Genomic DNA, 16,148 nt, shown 5'->3' on the forward strand with positions numbered 1-16,148 from the left:
CCCCCTCCAGGGTAGGGTAAGAGCCTCACCCCTTCGGCGGTGCCAGCGGCTGCACGATCTCCCTGAACGGAGCCAGCGCCTCGCAGCGATCGGCGTGCGCTGACAGCGCCGGATAGCGTGCCGCGTCGAACAGCTGCGGATGGGCCTCGCGGGTGAAGCGAACGACGCAGGCGACGGCGACGTCGGCATGGCCGATGCGCGTCCCCAGCCAGTACGGCGACGTCGCCTTGGCGCGCTCGGCCTCCAGCAAGGCGAGCACGTCGCCGATCTGCGCTTGGCAACGCTCGACCCACAGCGCGAGCTGCTCCTTGCGCAGCACGCGCTCATAGAGCAGGCTCACTGCCTTGTCGCCGAGGCCTGACGCGAGCGCGCAGATGCGCAGGTGCTTGCGCCGCTCGGCGCCGCTTCGCGGCAACATCGCTTTCTCCGCACCGACGAGCTCGTCGAGATAATCGAGGATGATCGTGCTCTCGATCAGCGCCTCGCCATCATCGAGCACCAGGGTCGGCACCCGCCGCAGCGGATTGTACGGCGCGATCTTGTCGGCATCGCCGAAGGTCGACCACGGCCTGTGCTCGAAAGCGAGGCCGTAGAGCCGCAGCGCGATCGCGACGCGCCGGACGAAGGGGGAATCATACTGGCCGATCAGGAACATGGTTCTCGCTCTTCTCAGTCGCTGGATGAGGCAGGGCCGATCAGTGTCCGCGAGAAGATCGGCGCGACGCAAGGACGATGTTGGAAATGGAGCATTGCACCTGATGCAAGGGCCCCGCGACAGCGTCGCCCCGATGCGCTATCAAGGACAACATCATGACAGCAACATCAGACATCAATCGCGAGCGGATCGCGGCGACCGAGGCCGTCATTCGCCCGCACATCAGGCGCACGCCGCTGCTTGCGGCCGACCTCGCCGATTTCGGCCTCCCGGCAGCCCCCGTCAGCTTCAAGCTCGAACTGTTGCAACATTCCGGATCGTTCAAGGCGCGCGGCGCCTTCGCCAATCTCCTGCTGCGGCAAGTGCCGAAGGCCGGCGTCGTGGCGGCCTCTGGCGGCAATCACGGCGCGGCCGTCGCCTATGCGGCGCAGCGGCTCGGCATTCCCGCCAAGATCTTCGTTCCCGACATCACCTCGCCCGCCAAGGCCGAGCGGATCAGAGGCTACGGCGCCGAGCTCGTGATCGTCGGCAACCGCTACGCCGATGCGCTTGCAGCCAGCGAAGCGCACGTCGCGCGGACCGGCGCCATGGCCGTGCACGCTTACGATCAGGCTGAAACCTTGCTCGGTCAGGGCAGCGTTGGCCTCGAACTGGAGCAGGACGCCCCCGATATCGACACGCTGCTGGTGGCCGTCGGCGGCGGCGGCCTGATCGGCGGCATCGCGGCGTGGAGCGCCGGCAGGACCCGCATCATCGCCGTGGAGCCGGAGCAATCGCCGACACTGCACAGCGCCTTCGCGGCTGGCACTCCGATCGACGCGCCAGCCGGCGGCCTCGTCGCCGATAGCCTCGCGCCGCGGCGCGTCGGCGAATTGATGTTTCCGATCGCGCGCGCCCGTGTCGAGCGCGTCGTGCTGGTCAGCGACGATGCGATCCGGCAGGCGCAGGCCGCGCTATGGTCGCGCCTGCGGCTGGTCACTGAACCCGGCGGTGCGGCTGCGTTCGCGGCACTGCTGTCGGGGCGTTATCAGCTCTCGCCCGGCGAGCGGATTGCGGTGCTGCTCTGCGGGGCGAATACGACGGCGGTGAATTTCGATAGCTAGTTTTCAAGAAAACCCAGGGCTGACCTCTTTCAACACCATACGGCACGGGCTTTCGTTGGCGCAGGCTGAGCACAAGGCGTTTTGAGGGTCTAGATTCGCCGAACGAATTTATCGTGACATTTCACCACTAGAAAAGGCGGCAGCGATCTCCGAAAACAGTTCGCTACTCTGCTTCCCACTAATTTCAAAACATAGATCATCGGCGGACATTGTCGCTCCGATTCCCACCCTCGGATTAAATAGGCCCAGTCGCTCTATTTTGAAACGCTTGGCGATAAAATTCAGGGCGCCATACACGATTAGTTGACGAACATCTATAGATCGAAACAATCGATCACCTGCTTTGACCTCATAGAGCGCATCCGACGCGATGAGATCTCCCTTGCATGAGTCTATCATTCCGCAGCCGGGAAATATTGGCTCAGTGAGAAGAGAGCCAGCAGGCTTATTGAGCAAGAACATCCAAAGTAGGCGGCGCCGCTGTTCGTCAATGTCGACAACTTCTTCGGGCGCGAGTCCACCTTCCGAAGCGATATCACCCTGGGTTTCCCGACGAATCGGCAACGATCGAACGTAGGAGACAGCCCGATCCAGCTCCTCTGGGCTCAATCCTCCCGGGGGCCAACCAACGCCATCATTGGCTGTTTGGCAAAACGCAGCAAAGGCGACTTCATTAATAAAACCTCTGCGGATGGGCGCAGCGGCGCTTGTCATCCCAGGGAATTCGCGCACGTAATGTCCCAAATTCAAGCGCCGAACGAAGATATCTGTGGTCGGCGCAACGCTCTTCCAGAACGACGAGTAAACTTTGCAAAATGTGGATGCGGAGATCACAGCGGGATGCTCCAGCCAGATTGATTGGCTTTCTCGCTAGCCCAGCGCTGGACCAATTGCTCGAACGGAGAAAACTGATCGCTCGTATGCTGTCTCCAGTGCTTACCCTCATCCCGCAATGAATACGAAGCAACGATAAAGGCTCGTCTCTCAGCTACGCTGAGTGACTGAAAGCTGGCTCTCAAGTCAGAAAGCCAATACCAATTCTTCCATTTCGCCATTGTCAAGATTATGTCTCTGCGCAAGAACGAAGAGGAAGTCGATAGCTTGAAAATTCGAACAAGGACCGCTTCTGCCTCTGGCGAATGCCTACAGGACAGAACGCGAAGCGCGTAAGCGAGATTGAGATCAACACGCAAAACGTGTGAATGATTTTCTATGAGCCCAATGATTTTCTTATGGATGGTCAATTGGGCCGCTGGCGAGAGATCATCAAAGACGGCCCGAGCTACGGTGAGAACACTGGAAAATATGGGATATAGTAACTCAGCATTGTCGACCATGGTCGTAATGGCGTCGTCTCTTGCTCGCGATTCAAGATATTTGACCGCGGCGACGATCTTTCGCGCCAATCCTATGTGTATGCGACTCTTTAAGAGTTCCTCCCGCAACAAACCAAGAATATCGAATCTCTCAATTTCGGCCTGCAGGACTGCGTAGTCCTCATTTTTGGTCGGCGAGTATGGATCAAATCGCAGCGACAGCTGCATCAGACCTTTTGCCCGCTCTTGTGACTCGGTGGGACTGCGATCTCCGTCATTTGGATTTAGAGGATTTGTCGCTGCAAATTCCGCACTCGACATGATCCTTGTCTTCGATTTCTGCAGTTGAAGCCCCTGAGTACGAAGGAGCTTTTCGGATAGAAAGATAAGGCGCGCATACGCCTCCTCGTCGCTATCGCAAAAAATATGGAAATCATCTGCGAAGCGGCAGAAGGTTATTCCCTCCATTTCCAAGAGACGATCAATCTGATTGAGAACCAGTTCGGATAGTATTCGAGCCGCAGGACCGCCAACCGGAAGACCAAACGAATTTGTATTCGAGTAATTTTTTAGGAACGACATAATCCTACTGTGGGCATCACCAACGGTGGCGAGCTGGAGTAGAGCGTTCTCCAATCGATGGTGGCCCAATCTCGGATAGAACTCCGAAATATCGCAGACCACGACGAACTTGAACTTTTTCGCGTGTTCTAGTGAGCACTCCATGAAATCGCGCCAGTTGGACCCGCTGTCAAAGATATCCGCTGTGTCGTCGGCCCACCGAGATCGATAGGAAAAGACGCGCTTTGCGCTGACAGGAAGTCGAGCGTGCTCAATTGCGTCGGATATTGAAAGCACAAGTGCTAGAAAGTACAGATTCCAGAGGGGATCCATCTGGGTAGCCCATCGGAATCCCGTATAGTTTACCGGCGCTAGCGCGGCATCGTGTGCGGGCGGATACCGATTTAGATTGCCATCAAAATCTCTATGAATCTCTCGCAACAAGTCGAGACATTGGGCTCTCTTGTCGAAGAAAATGTGATTCTCGATCGGAAACGGAAAGATATCAGTGTCACCGTGCCGAATTACGTTTGAAATTGCCCGTTCGAAGAATTTGTCCATCGCCCACCACGGCAGCCGTCTACATTCATGAGTTGCGAAATCATATTTTTCTATTAGCAGATTGGGAAGCTATCAAGCCGCAGGATGCTTTGAAATGTACGCTGGTTGGCTCAGCAGGCGTCTCGGTAAGGTCCAACCCGTGCGCCGCGCCGGCGCTGCGCCCGCGGTCATTGCGAGGGCCAACGCGGAGGTAGCGGCGTAGCTCCATGATGCGGAGCGGATTACGGGGACGTTGTCCCAGAATACGCTGCGTTCCATCTGGACTAGATTCTGAACAGCAAATCAGAGAGTAATCTTGAGTTTATCGAGTTCATTGTCGGAGAAGCGCTGGGATGGGCCACTGCACTGTCGATCGACAACGCGCTCACCTGACGGCGCCGGGACATAAATCTCACGAGCCTTTTGCTTATGGCGAATGTATTCTTGCCGGCTCGATTAGGGCTTAGCCAAACAGCAAAACCTCGTCTAATTTCAAAATCCGAGAAGAGGCGAACGAAGAGATCTTCTCCGCCGACCAGACGCGTTGTTGCCGTGATCTGGGCTGGAGCTAGTACCTTGTACCTGCGTCGTTAAAACCCTCCAATCTGATTTGCTTGCTGGATAAGGACGCTCATCTTACTGTCGGTTGGCATGATTGTTGGCAGTATATCGGTGTCGCTTCGAACTTTCGGCGGAAATCCTGTCCCTGGATCTTCGCTTAGCTCAATTCGGGCTACCGGTTAGTCGATGATCGGCACATGCCGCGCCGCATCGCGCGGCAGCGTGCCGTCGAGGCGCGGATCAGCTGCCAGCTCGATCTGGCGGCGGAACGCGCGGAAGCCGGAGCGCTGATAGAACGCAAGCGCGGAGGGATGATCGAGCGTGCAGGTGTGCACCCAGACGCGGCGCACGTCGCGCGACCATGCGATCTCCAGCGCGCGGTTCATCAGGAAGCGGGCAGCGCCGGTGCCGATCAGGTTTCCGGTGACGCCGAAATAGACCAGCTCGCACTGGCCGGGCTCGCGGAAATCCAGCTCCAGCAAGCCTTCGTCGCGGCCATCGACGACCAGCGCGTAGACCTCGATGCCTGCGGCATGGATGATCGCGGCGAGTTCGGCGTCGCTCATGCGGGCGCGGGAGAACCACAGCCAGTTCTCGCCGACGCGACGGAAGAGATCACGGTACCATGTAAGCGCCGGCGCATCGACCTTGCGCAAGGACCAACTGCCGGCCGGATCGGCACGGTGCGCGGGGCGCGCCGTCATCTCCAGATGGGTGACGATCGCGGCGATCTTGCCGGCGGGGATGTCGGAGTAGCCGTCGGGGAGGATCATGGTGGGCTCATTGGGTCTAGGCCAAAGGCACGGTGCGTTCCCCTCCCCCACAAGGGGGAACGGAGAGAGTATCGACTGAGCTTGATTCCACTCCGATTCGAAAACCCCACTCACCGCGGCGTCAACATGATCGCTTCCGCGGTCGCGGCTTCCACTGCGCTGCGGCTGTAGAGCAGCGGCACGTACTGCCCCGTCGCCCAGAGCGGCGCGAGGTCGCGGTAGTGGGCGCTGAAGGGATCGCCGGATTGGCCTGGTGTGTTGATGGTGCGGCTGGCATCCCAATTGCCGACGTCGAGCACCATGCGGAACGAGGCGCCGGAGAGCAGATGGTAGTCCGCGCGGCGATAGGTTGCCGCGCGCGGCACGTTGCTGGCGCCACCGAACGCGAGCGGACCGACCGACATCTGCGCGGCGGTGGCCTTGTCGGCGAGGGGCATCAGCGCATGGTCGAATTTGGCGACATGGAGCCGGCCCCAGCGCCAGGTGGAAGGATCAGGGCCGAGCTTGCTGGTGACATCGGCCACGGCCTCTCCGAGGCTGTCGCGCAGGATCTGATCGCGGGCGGCGGCAGGGTCGGCGCCGAACGAGCTATCTGGCGCTTCCAACGCGGCGACCAGCGCCGAAATGCTGGAGGCCTCCGGCGCGATGAGGGCGACAGCCTTGGGCGCGGTCACCTTCAGCAGCACGGGGCCGAGATGATTGGCGATCCAGACTTCGTACAGTGCGGCCGCCGCGCTGCCCTCGGCATCGCGCGCGTCCCATGGCTTGAGCAGATCGAGACCCTGCTTCACGTCGGCGTCGTCGGAGGACAGCGGCTGCAGCAGCTTGACCAACCGGCGCCCGAGCATCGCAGTGTCGTCGTTCTGCAGGTCCATGGCGTCGGCGAGCGTCACCTTGTTGTTGGCCGCGAGCACTTCGGTGATACGCTGCCAGCGGGCGCTGTCGGCCCACTCGAAGCCGACCTTGCGCTCCGCGACGGGATAATCGGCCGGCAGGTTCATCTGATTGGCGGTGGCGAGGAAGCCCTGCTTGGGCTGATAGGCCTTCGGCAGATCGTCGAGCGAGAGAAAGCCGTTCCACTCATAACGGCCGTCGCCCGGCACCGGCATCAGGCCGTCATAACCGACGCGGCGCGGCGTCTTGCCGGCGGCGACCCAGCCGATATTGCCCCTGGTGTCGGCATAGACCTGGTTCTCCGACGGCGCGCCCCAGCGCCGCATGGCGGCGAGAAAGCCGTTCCAGTCCTTCGCGGTCATGTAGTCCGACGAGCCAAAATAGGCCGACGTGCCGGGCTCGAACCAGATCGAACGCACGGCAAAGGCGCGCTTGTTCGCGTCATCGACGAAGATGACAGGGCCGTGCCGGGTGAACTTCAGCTCGAGGTCGCTATCCGCCTCGCCCTTCACCTGCTCGGTCTCGTGAACGATGCGCATGTCCTCCCAGCCATTGCCGTAGCGATACTGGTTGGGATTCTCAGGGTTGAGCTCATAGACGTAGAGGTCTTCCTGGTCGACGTTGAAGATGGTGAGGCCGAAGGCGATGGTGCCGTTGTGGCCGATCGAGATGCCGGGGAGTGCCGGCTCGCCGGCTCCGATCACGGACAGGCCGGGTGCATTGAGCCCGACGATGTAGCGCAGCGACGGCACGCTGTGCTCGCGATGCGGATCGTTGGCGAGGATGGGACGGCCCGTTGCGGTGCGCGAGGCCGAGATCACCCAATTGTTGGAGCCGATGCTGTCGCGCTGCTGGTCGGCTTCGGTGAGATATGCGTCGGGATCGTGCGCGAGTGCGGCCTGCCTGTCCTTCGGCGTTGGGAACGCGACCGGGCGCGTCGCCAGATCATAGGCCGCGAGCACGGCCTTCGGCACGCTGCAGGGATCAAGGCCATCGGGGATCTTCGTGGTCCAGGCCGGCTCGAGCTTGACGCGGAAGCGATCAGCCTCGAGGCCGGCCGCGCAGGCGACCAGCGAGCGCTTCACTTCCGAGGCCACGTTACGGGTCAAGCCGTGGCTGCGGATGCGGACGACATCGTCCGCGGTCCAGATATCCGGCATGGTGCCGGCGATCCTGAACTCGATCGGCAGCGGGCGTTTGCCGGCGCGCACATCAGTGACATAGGCGTTGACGCCGGCGACGAAGGCCTCCGCATAGGTCTTTGCCTTGGGGCCGTAGGACGCCCACTCCCTGGTCATGTCGCCGCGATAGAGAAACAGCCGCAGCGCCTTGTCCTGTGCCGCATAAGCCGGGCCGAAATCCCTGGCGAGCAGGCCGAGCCCACGCTTGCGCCAGAGATCGATCTGCCAGAGCCGGTCGCGCGCGGCGTTGAAGCCTTGCAGGAAGAACAGGTCGTGCTCGTTGCCGGCATAGATGTGCGGGATGCCCCAGACGTCGACCAGGATCTGGGCGGGCGCGTCGAGACCGGCGACATCAGTCTTGACCTGGCGCGCGCTTTCGAGCGGATTCGGCTTGTCGCGCGCGACGGCGGGCGCGCCGAGCAGCGCGATGGAGATTGCGGCGCTGCCGAGCTTGTGGAGGACGCGGTTGAAATCCGTGTTCATTGTGTTTGTCCCGTTGTTGTTGATTGGGGCGCGACACGCGCCCATTAGTCCCCCTCGTCGCTCGCCAGCACGCCCTTTACCGCGCGCGCCCAGCCGGCGAGCTTTCGTTCGCGGGTCGCCTGGCTCATATTCGGCTTGAAGCGGTGCTCGAGGCGCCAATTGTCGGCGAACTTGGTCGGCTCGGGATACACGCCTGCATTGAGACCGGCGAGATAGGCGGCGCCGAGCGCCGTGGTCTCCTGAATGACGGGGCGGTCGACCGGCGCGTCCAGGAGATCAGCAAGGCGCTGCATGGTCCAGTCGGAGGCGGTCATGCCGCCGTCGACGCGGAGCACGACGCTTGCGGTTTCCGAGCTCGGCCAGTCCGCGCGCATCGCGGCCCAGAGATCGAAGGTCTGGTAGCAGACGCTCTCCAGTGCCGCATGCGCGAGCTCGGCCGGGCCGGTGTTGCGGGTGAGGCCGAACAGCGCGCCGCGCACGCGCGGATTCCAGTAGGGCGCGCCCATGCCGACGAAGGCCGGCACGAGATAGACGCTCTGCATGGAGTCCGATTGATCGGCAAGAGGTCCGGTTTCGGCGGCGTGCTTGATGATGCCGAGGCCGTCGCGCAGCCATTGCACCGCCGAGCCTGCCACGAAGATCGAGCCCTCGAGCGCATAGGTACGCTTGCCGTCGAGCTGGTAGGCGACGGTGGTGAGCAGCTTGTTCTTCGAGACGACAGGCGTGGTGCCGGTGTTGAGCAGCGCGAAGCAACCGGTGCCGTAGGTCGATTTCATCATGCCCGGGCGGAAGCAGGCCTGGCCGATGGTGGCGGCCTGCTGGTCGCCGGCGATGCCTGAGATGACGATGGGGCCGCCGAACAAATCGGGCGTGCTCTCGCCGAAACGGGCGGAGGAATCCTTCACCTCGGGGAGCATCGAGCGCGGCACGCCGATGATCTCCAGCAGCTCGTCGTCCCACTGGCCGGTGTGGATGTTGAACAGCAGCGTGCGCGAGGCGTTGGTGGCGTCGGTGGCGTGGACCTTGCCGCCGGTGAGGCGCCACAGCAGATAGCAATCGACCGTGCCGAACATCAATTCACCGCGCGCCGCACGCGCGCGGGCGCCGGGAACGTGGTCGAGGATCCAGGCGACCTTGGTGCCGGAGAAATAGGGATCGATGATCAGGCCGGTCTTCTGCGAGATCAGGGGCTCGCGGCCGTCGGCCTTGAGTTTCGAGCAGATGTCCGCGGTGCGGCGGTCCTGCCAGACGATGGCGCGGTGCACGGCCTGGCCCGTCGCGCGGTCCCACACCACGGTGGTTTCGCGCTGGTTGGTGATGCCGATCGCGGCGATGTCCTTCGCCGTAATACCGGCCTGCTCGATCGCCTCGCGGCACACCATCACGGTCGAGGTCCAGATGTCCTCCGGCTCGTGCTCGACCCAGCCCGAAGCCGGAAAATGCTGCGGGAATTCCTGTTGCGCTTTCGCTGCGATGGAAATGTCGCCGCGAAACACGATCGCGCGCGAGGAGGTGGTGCCCTGATCGATGGCGAGGACGAAAGACATGGAAGCTTACCTTGGCGTTGCCCGAGAGGTCATTGTGTCGCGGCCAAAGAAACGGGATTGCCGCCGAGAGGTCAAGGTGTGATGCGCAGCGCCTTCTCTTACCCTCCCCTGGAGGGGGAGGGTCGGCTCGCATTGAGCGCAGCGAAATGTGAGCCGGGGTGGGGTGATCCCTCAGCACGGGCAACGTTCATTGCGGAGAGACCGTCACCCCACCCCGCTACGCATTCCGCTGCGCTGCATGCGTATCGACCCTCCCCCTCCAGGGGAGGGTAAGAGAAGAGCCGTCCGGAGCACTATGTTCTACGATGTTTCAACGGAGTTGGTTCTGCTTCGCGCGATCCATATAGCTCGATATAGATCCGTTCGAGCACCGCGGTTAGATCGCTGGTAATCTCCGAATTCCAGAACCGGATGACGCGATAGCCTTCGCGTTCGAGCCAACATTGGCGCTCGAGGTCCTTGGCGGCCACATCATCTTCGTTGTGGTGACCGCCATCGAGTTCGATGATGAGGCCCTTGGCGGGACAGAAGAAATCGACGATGTAGGGGCCGATCGGCGCCTGGCGCCGAAAGTGAGTGCCTTCGAGCGGCAGTTCCCTGAGTGCGCGCCAGAATATCCGCTCGTGAGGTGTCGTATTGGCCCGGAGCCTTTTCGCGACAGCGCGGCGGATCGATGTTGAGACCATTTGCGCTCCAGCCCATCCTATGGAGAAGCGTAAGGGAAGCCCCGCAGGACACCCGTTTGCAATGGCAATGTTTTCGGCGGCTCCTCGCCGAGACTAGGACGGCGGGGACGAAGATGCTACATGCCGGACCGGACCATCCGGGGCGGCATGACTTTCACCTCATTGCAATTCGCACTCTTCGTTGCGGTCGTGTTCGGCGCCTATTATCTGCCGCCGTTGCGCCGCTTCCAGGTTCAGCTGCTGGTGCTCGCAAGCCTGGTGTTCTATGGCTCCGGCCAGCCGGCGTTGCTGCCGCTGCTGCTGCTTGCCGTGCTCGGAACCTATCTCTGCCTGGTGCTGGCGTTCGACAACCGCGCGGTGTGGATGCCTGTCGGCATCGTGTTCAATCTCGGCCTGCTGGCGTTCTTCAAGTACAAGCTGCTGTTCATCGATCCGGCCGCGGTTCACCCGACCGGAGTCGCGCCACTGGATGTGCTGCTGCGGCTGCCACTGCCGATCGGCATCTCGTTTTTCGTGTTCCACAACATCAGTCTGCTGGTCGACCTCACGCGCGAGAAGCAGCCACCTCGCTTGCGCGACGTCTTCCTCTACATCATCTTCTTTCCGCAGCTGGTGTCCGGGCCGATCACCCGCGCGGGCCAGTTCATGCCGCAGATCGCGCCCAAGCGGCTCGTCGACGTCGACCTCGTCGAGGCCGCCAAATGGATCCTGACCGGCTATTTCTTCAAGCTCTACGTCGCGAACAATCTCAACGAAATGACGTCCTATATGGACTATCCGCTCTACGAGACCGTGGCGACGCCGGACCGCTGGCTGCTCGTGTTCCTGTACAGCTACCAGATCTACGCGGACTTCTTCGGCTATTCGGCGATCGCGCTCGGCCTCGGCCTCTTGTTCGGCTACCGCCTGCCCGTCAACTTCAACCTGCCCTACATCTCGGTTTCGTTCTCCGAATTCTGGACGCGCTGGCACATCTCCTTGTCCACCTGGCTCAGGACCTATCTCTACATCCCGCTCGGCGGCAACAGGAAGGGGCCGGTCCGCACCTGCCTCAATCTGATGATCGTGATGACGCTCGGCGGGCTCTGGCACGGCGCGAGCCTGAGCTACGCGCTGTGGGGCATGCTGCACGGCCTGCTGCTCGTCGTCGAGCGCCCGTTCCTGAGATTGCTCGGCGAAGCCGGACCGGTGGTGCGGGCCGCGCGCATGGGCGTGGTGTTCTTCTGCGTGACGATGCTCTGGATCTTCTTCAAGCTGCCGAACTTCGATCACGCGGTCGGCTATCTCTCGGGCATGTTCTCGCCGATCGACAATCCAAACCCGACAAAATTGTATCGCAACATGGCGCTGCTCTACGCCCTGCCCGTTCTCGTCCAGCATCTCGGCATAGGCGCGCTCCTCGACGGCAGATTGCGGCGATGGGAGCCGTATCTCTATGGTACGCTGGCGGCGATGGCCTGGCTCGAGGCAGGTCCCGACGCCGCCTTCATCTATTTCCAGTTTTGACCATGCAAAGCGCATCCGGGCTGCCATGGCTGATCAAATGCGCGGGCGCCGCTGCTGCGCTGCTGCTGGCCTGCGGCCTCGCCACCGTGCGGTTCGGCGCGGCACTCCAGCAGCCGACCGTCACGACCCGTGACGGCACCATCATCACCCTCAACCGCTATCTCAGTGAGCCCGTGCCTGACCTCGTGCTGGTCGGCAGCTCGGTCGCATGGCGCCTCAAGGAGAACTATTTCTCGCGGCCCCGTGTCCGCAATCTCGCTCTCGCCGGCGGCTCACCGGCAACGAGCCTCGGCATCATCGCGCGCCAGACAAGCCTGCCGAAAATCGTCCTGATCGAGACCAATGTTCTCACGCGCCTGCCCGACGATGCGCTGATCGCCAAATTCTCGGGCGGGGCGCGCAGCGAGGCGCCGTTCCTGCGCCCGGTGCGGACGGCTGTTGCCGCCTACGAGACCTGGAATCACACGCCGCCCGATCCTGCAGCGGCGCGCGCGGTGCGGGATCGCCTGCTCAGCGAACCGCCGAGCAGTTTCGACAACAAGGTCTATCTCGACCGCGCCGTGCAACAGATGAATGACGAGGATCCCACCGTTCCGACGCGGGTGAATGTGGCGCGCATGAAGGAGCTGATCGACGAGATCGAGCGGCGGGGATCACGCGCCTTCCTGCTCGAGATTCCCTTCGCGGCTGAGATCGAGGACTCCCGCATGGTCAACATGAGCAAGGCGATCGTCCATGCGGCCTTCCCGGATCGCGGGCGTTGGCTGCCGATCGATCCGCCGCGAGGCGAGCTGCGCTGGGCCGATGGCGTGCATCTCGACGAGCGCTCGGCCCTGCTCGTCGTGCGCGCCATCGAAAGCGCGCTGGCCGGGCGCGACCGGTAGCGGCTACACCGCGGCCGTGGTGACACCGCCGTCGATGACGATGGTCTGGCCGGTCATGAAGCTCGAGGCATCCGAGGCGAGGTAGGCAACCGCGCCGGCGATCTCGTCGGGCTCGCCGATGCGGCGCAGCGGCGTGGTGGCGGTGCGGCGTTTCAGCAAAGCTTCGTCTTCCCACAATGCGCGGGCGAAATCGGTCTTGACGAGGCCGGGCGCGATGCAGTTGACGCGCACGCCTTTTGGGCCCCATTCGCCGGCGAGCGAGCGGCACAGCGCAAAGTCCGCGGCTTTCGAGATGCCGTAGGCGCCGATCACGGTCGAGCCGCGCAAGCCCCCGATCGAGGAGATGATGATCACGGAGCCCTTGCCGCGCTCGGCCATTTGCGGGATCGCCAGCGCGGAGAGCCAGATGTTGCTCTTGACGTTCGAGCCCATGATCTTGTCGAAGGCTTCATCCGTGATGTCGAGCAGCGGACCGTAATACGGGTTCACTGCAGCGTTGCAGACGAGGATGTCGATCTTGCCGTAGTGCTTCGTGGCGCCTGATATCAGCGCTTCGACCTCGGCCTTGCGCGCGATGTTGCAGGGGATGACGATGGCGTCACCGCCGGACGCATTGATGCCGTCGGCGACCTCCTTGCAGGCATCGGCCTTGCGCGAGGAGACCACGACCTTGGCCCCTAACTTTGCCAGCAACTCGGCCGAAGAGCGGCCGATGCCGCGGCTGGAGCCGGTGACGACGGCGACCTTGCCGGTGAGATCGAACGGGGTGTTTTTCATTGGGGTTGGGCTCCGCTCCAGTTCGTCATTCCGGGACGCGCGTAGCGCGAACTATGATGCGCAATTGCGCATCTGAGAATCCATTTCACCGCGCGTGATGCTGCCTGATGGATCCCGGGCTCATCGCTTCGCGATGCCCCGGGATGACAGTCGTCGTGGCGACTAGATCAACCCGCCCGAATCCGCGACGCGGCGCTGGTGGTAGTCGGTATCGCCAAAGGTGTTCTCGATCATGGTGAGGCGCTTGAAGTAGTGGCCGATTCTAGCCTCCATGGTCATGCCGATGCCGCCGTGGAGCTGGATCGACTGCTGGCCGACGAATTTGGCCGACTTGCCGATCTGCACCTTGGCCGCGGCGATCGCGTTGGCGCGCTCCTTGGCGTCCTCGAAATCGTTGGCCATGGTCGCGAACATCGACATCGAGCGCGCCTGTTCGGCCGCGACGAACATGTCGGAGGCGCGGTGCTGCAGCGACTGGAACGAGCCGATCGCGACGCCGAATTGTTTGCGCGTTTTGATGTACTCGACGGTGGTCTTCAGCGACTCGTCCATCAGCCCGACGGCTTCCGCGCAGAGCGCGACGCGGGCTTCGTCCACCACGCGCTCGATCAGGGCGAGACCATCCTCGGGATTGCCGACGGCTGCATCCGCGCCGACCTCGACGCCGGTGAAGGTGATGTCCGCGGCGTGCAGGCCGTCCTGGGTCGGGTAGGACTTCTTCGTGACACCCTTGGCATTCGCCGGCACCAGGAACACGCCAATGCCGCTCGTATCGCGTCGGTTACCCTTCGTGCGGGCGGTGACGACGAGCGTGTCGGCGTTCTCGCCGTTGAGCACGACGAACTTCTCGCCGTCGATCACCCAGCCGTCACCCTTCTTCTTCGCCGTCGTTGAGACGTCGAACAGATCATAGCGCGAGTTCTTCTCGAGCTGGGCGAAGGCGAGCGTCTTGCTGCCGTCGATGATCCCGGGGACATGCGCGGCCTTCTGCGCATCGGTGCCGGCATGACGCAGGAAGCCGCCGCCGATCACGACCGTCGCCAGATACGGCTCGAGCACCAACGCCTTGCCGAGCGCTTCCATCACGATCATGGTCTCGACGCCGCCGCCGCCGAAGCCGCCATCGGCCTCGCTGAAGGGCAGGCCGAGCAGTCCCTGCTCGGCGAGTTTGCCCCAGACCGCTTTGCTCCAGCCGCCCTTCTCCTTCATGTATTTCTTGCGGCTCTCGAAATCGTAGGAATCGGTCAGCAGGCCGTCGATGCTTTCCTTGAGAAGCCGCTGCTCCTCGTTCAGATCAAAATCCATTTCTTTGGTTCCTCGTACCCGGACTATTTGACTTCGTCATTCCGGGATGGCCCGAAGGGCCAGGCCCGGAATCCATTTCGCCTCAGCGTATGCGGCTCGATGGATTCCGGGCTCGCGACTTCGTCGCGCCCCGCAATGACGGTGGAAACATTGCCCTCCCCGCCTCCGCGGAGAGGGAACAGATCACAGCCCCAGCACCGCCTTGGCGATGATGTTGCGCTGGATCTCGTTGGAGCCGCCATAGATCGAGACCTTGCGGTTGTTGAAGTAGCTCGGCGCGATCTGGGCGGTCCAGTCCATGGCTTCGTTCGAGCCGTCGTCGCCGTGCACGTCGTAGGGCGCGGCGAACGGGCCTATCACTTCCATCAGCAGCTCGGTGGTGGTCTGCTGGATCTCGGAGCCCTTGATCTTCAGCACCGAAGAGGCCGGATTGGGTTTGCCCTTGCCGTGCTTGCCTTCGTCGGCGACGACGCGCAGCTGCGTCAGCTCGAGCGCCTTCAGCTCGATCTCGCAGGCTGCCAGCTTCTCGCGGAACGCCGAGTCCTGGATGATCGGCTTGCCGCCGGATTCCACCTTGCCGGCGAGATCGCGGATGCGGCGCAGCCGCTCCTTGGAGACGCCGACGCGGGCGATGCCGGTGCGCTCATTGCCGAGCAGGAACTTCGCGTAGTCCCAGCCTTTGTTCTCCTCGCCGATCAGATTCTCGTAGGGCACTTCGACGTCGTCGAAGAAGACTTCGTTGACCTCATGGCCGCCGTCGATGGTCTGGATCGGGCGCACGGTGACGCCCTTCGACTTCATCGGGAACACGATGAAGGAGATGCCCATCTGCTTCTTGGCGGAAGCATCGGTGCGACAGAGGCAGAAGATCATGTCGGCGTGCTGGGCGAGCGTGGTCCAGGTCTTCTGGCCGTTGATGATCCACTTGTCGCCTTTGCGTTCGGCCTTGGTCTTCAGCGAGGCGAGATCGGAGCCCGAGCCCGGCTCGGAGAAGCCCTGGCACCACCAGTCGTCGACATTGGCGATGCGCGGCAGGTACTTCTTCTTCTGCTCCTCGTTGCCGAAGGTGTAGATGACCGGACCGACCATGCTGACGCCGAAGGCGAGCGGCTGCGGCGCCGGATAGGACTGCAGCTCCTCGTTGAAGATGTAGTGCTGCACGGACGTCCAGCCCGTGCCGCCATATTGCTTCGGCCAATGGCTGACGCCCCAGCCCTTCTTGTTGAGGATGCGCCACCACGTCACCATCTCGTCCTTGGTGAGGTGACGGCCCTCGACCAGCTTGCGCCGCGTATCCGGCGGCACGTTGTCGCGGAAGAATGACCGCACTTCCTCGCGAAACGCCTGCTCTTCTTTCGTGAATGCGAGATCCATCG

At 62.4% G+C, this 16,148-nt stretch carries 13 protein-coding genes; 3 read left to right on the forward strand and 10 right to left on the reverse strand.

The genetic code is table 11. The annotated features are described in order from the left end of the window. Nucleotides 1–25: 25 nt before the first annotated feature. On the reverse strand, nt 26–655 hold the full coding sequence (locus BM374_RS12300) for a glutathione S-transferase family protein (protein ID WP_092292374.1): 630 nt from the start codon (nt 653–655) through the stop codon (nt 26–28). Between the two features lie 155 nt (nt 656–810). Between BM374_RS12300 and BM374_RS12305 the strand changes: the two genes are divergently transcribed. Next, nucleotides 811–1,758 (forward strand): threonine/serine dehydratase, encoded by a 948-nt coding sequence (locus BM374_RS12305; RefSeq protein WP_092292376.1) that lies wholly within the window; start codon nt 811–813, stop codon nt 1,756–1,758. 108 nt (nt 1,759–1,866) lie between these two features. Here the strand turns inward: BM374_RS12305 and BM374_RS12310 are convergent, their stop codons facing one another. The 6 genes from BM374_RS12310 to BM374_RS12335 all read right to left on the reverse strand — a co-directional run bounded on the left by BM374_RS12310 (nt 1,867) and on the right by BM374_RS12335 (nt 10,300). Continuing rightward, the gene (locus tag BM374_RS12310) at nt 1,867–2,592 is read right to left on the reverse strand and encodes a hypothetical protein (RefSeq protein ID WP_143270178.1); all 726 of its coding nucleotides are present in this window, start codon (nt 2,590–2,592) and stop codon (nt 1,867–1,869) included. Next, nucleotides 2,589–4,196 carry an RNA-directed DNA polymerase gene (locus tag BM374_RS12315; RefSeq protein ID WP_092292380.1) on the reverse strand — a complete coding sequence of 536 codons (1,608 nt, stop codon included), beginning with the start codon at nt 4,194–4,196 and terminating at the stop codon, nt 2,589–2,591. The genes BM374_RS12310 and BM374_RS12315 overlap by 4 nt, the downstream gene beginning before the upstream one ends. Before the next feature lie 719 nt (nt 4,197–4,915). Then, nucleotides 4,916–5,509: a GNAT family N-acetyltransferase gene (locus tag BM374_RS12320; RefSeq protein WP_092292382.1), complete on the reverse strand. Its 594-nt coding sequence runs from the start codon at nt 5,507–5,509 to the stop codon at nt 4,916–4,918. 110 nt (nt 5,510–5,619) lie between these two features. Next, nucleotides 5,620–8,067, reverse strand: coding sequence for a penicillin acylase family protein (locus BM374_RS12325; protein ID WP_092292384.1), 2,448 nt, complete (start codon nt 8,065–8,067; stop codon nt 5,620–5,622). Nucleotides 8,068–8,111: 44 nt separating this feature from the next. Then, nucleotides 8,112–9,614 (reverse strand): glycerol kinase GlpK, encoded by a 1,503-nt coding sequence (gene glpK / locus BM374_RS12330; protein ID WP_092292386.1) that lies wholly within the window; start codon nt 9,612–9,614, stop codon nt 8,112–8,114. A 293-nt stretch (nt 9,615–9,907) separates the two neighbouring features. Then, nucleotides 9,908–10,300 (reverse strand): endonuclease domain-containing protein, encoded by a 393-nt coding sequence (locus BM374_RS12335; protein ID WP_092292388.1) that lies wholly within the window; start codon nt 10,298–10,300, stop codon nt 9,908–9,910. Nucleotides 10,301–10,420: 120 nt separating this feature from the next. Between BM374_RS12335 and BM374_RS12340 the strand changes: the two genes are divergently transcribed. Further along, on the forward strand, nt 10,421–11,806 hold the full coding sequence (locus BM374_RS12340) for an MBOAT family O-acyltransferase (RefSeq protein WP_092292390.1): 1,386 nt from the start codon (nt 10,421–10,423) through the stop codon (nt 11,804–11,806). A gap of 2 nt (nt 11,807–11,808) precedes the next feature. Further along, complete coding sequence (locus tag BM374_RS12345) at nt 11,809–12,690, forward strand: hypothetical protein (protein ID WP_092292392.1); 882 nt, start codon at nt 11,809–11,811, stop codon at nt 12,688–12,690. Between the two features lie 3 nt (nt 12,691–12,693). Here BM374_RS12345 and BM374_RS12350 read toward each other — a convergent pair whose 3' ends face one another. The 3 genes from BM374_RS12350 to pimC all read right to left on the reverse strand — a co-directional run bounded on the left by BM374_RS12350 (nt 12,694) and on the right by pimC (nt 16,146). Continuing rightward, on the reverse strand, nt 12,694–13,467 hold the full coding sequence (locus tag BM374_RS12350) for an SDR family NAD(P)-dependent oxidoreductase (RefSeq protein ID WP_092292394.1): 774 nt from the start codon (nt 13,465–13,467) through the stop codon (nt 12,694–12,696). A gap of 162 nt (nt 13,468–13,629) precedes the next feature. Beyond that, entirely contained in the window at nt 13,630–14,772 is a 1,143-nt protein-coding gene (gene pimD, locus BM374_RS12355) for a pimeloyl-CoA dehydrogenase small subunit (protein WP_092292396.1), read from the reverse strand. 183 nt (nt 14,773–14,955) lie between these two features. Next, nucleotides 14,956–16,146: a pimeloyl-CoA dehydrogenase large subunit gene (pimC, locus tag BM374_RS12360; protein ID WP_092292398.1), complete on the reverse strand. Its 1,191-nt coding sequence runs from the start codon at nt 16,144–16,146 to the stop codon at nt 14,956–14,958. Nucleotides 16,147–16,148: the final 2 nt, after the last annotated feature.

Source organism: Bradyrhizobium sp. Ghvi (assembly GCF_900115265.1).
GTDB lineage: Bacteria > Pseudomonadota > Alphaproteobacteria > Rhizobiales > Xanthobacteraceae > Bradyrhizobium.

Bases quoted from the DNA above. Each gene is read 5' to 3' on its own strand.
- BM374_RS12345 (WP_092292392.1), top strand. From the start codon at position 11,809: ATGCAAAGCGCATCCGGGCTGCCATGGCTGATCAAATGCGCGGGCGCC.
- BM374_RS12305 (WP_092292376.1), top strand. From the start codon at position 811: ATGACAGCAACATCAGACATCAATCGCGAGCGGATCGCGGCGACCGAG.
- pimD (WP_092292396.1), bottom strand. From the start codon at position 14,772: ATGGATTTTGATCTGAACGAGGAGCAGCGGCTTCTCAAGGAAAGCATC.
- BM374_RS12325 (WP_092292384.1), bottom strand. From the start codon at position 8,067: ATGAACACGGATTTCAACCGCGTCCTCCACAAGCTCGGCAGCGCCGCA.
- BM374_RS12335 (WP_092292388.1), bottom strand. From the start codon at position 10,300: ATGGTCTCAACATCGATCCGCCGCGCTGTCGCGAAAAGGCTCCGGGCC.
- BM374_RS12350 (WP_092292394.1), bottom strand. From the start codon at position 13,467: ATGAAAAACACCCCGTTCGATCTCACCGGCAAGGTCGCCGTCGTCACC.
- BM374_RS12300 (WP_092292374.1), bottom strand. From the start codon at position 655: ATGTTCCTGATCGGCCAGTATGATTCCCCCTTCGTCCGGCGCGTCGCG.
- BM374_RS12320 (WP_092292382.1), bottom strand. From the start codon at position 5,509: ATGATCCTCCCCGACGGCTACTCCGACATCCCCGCCGGCAAGATCGCC.
- glpK (WP_092292386.1), bottom strand. From the start codon at position 9,614: ATGTCTTTCGTCCTCGCCATCGATCAGGGCACCACCTCCTCGCGCGCG.
- pimC (WP_092292398.1), bottom strand. From the start codon at position 16,146: ATGGATCTCGCATTCACGAAAGAAGAGCAGGCGTTTCGCGAGGAAGTG.
- BM374_RS12315 (WP_092292380.1), bottom strand. From the start codon at position 4,196: ATGGACAAATTCTTCGAACGGGCAATTTCAAACGTAATTCGGCACGGT.
- BM374_RS12340 (WP_092292390.1), top strand. From the start codon at position 10,421: ATGCCGGACCGGACCATCCGGGGCGGCATGACTTTCACCTCATTGCAA.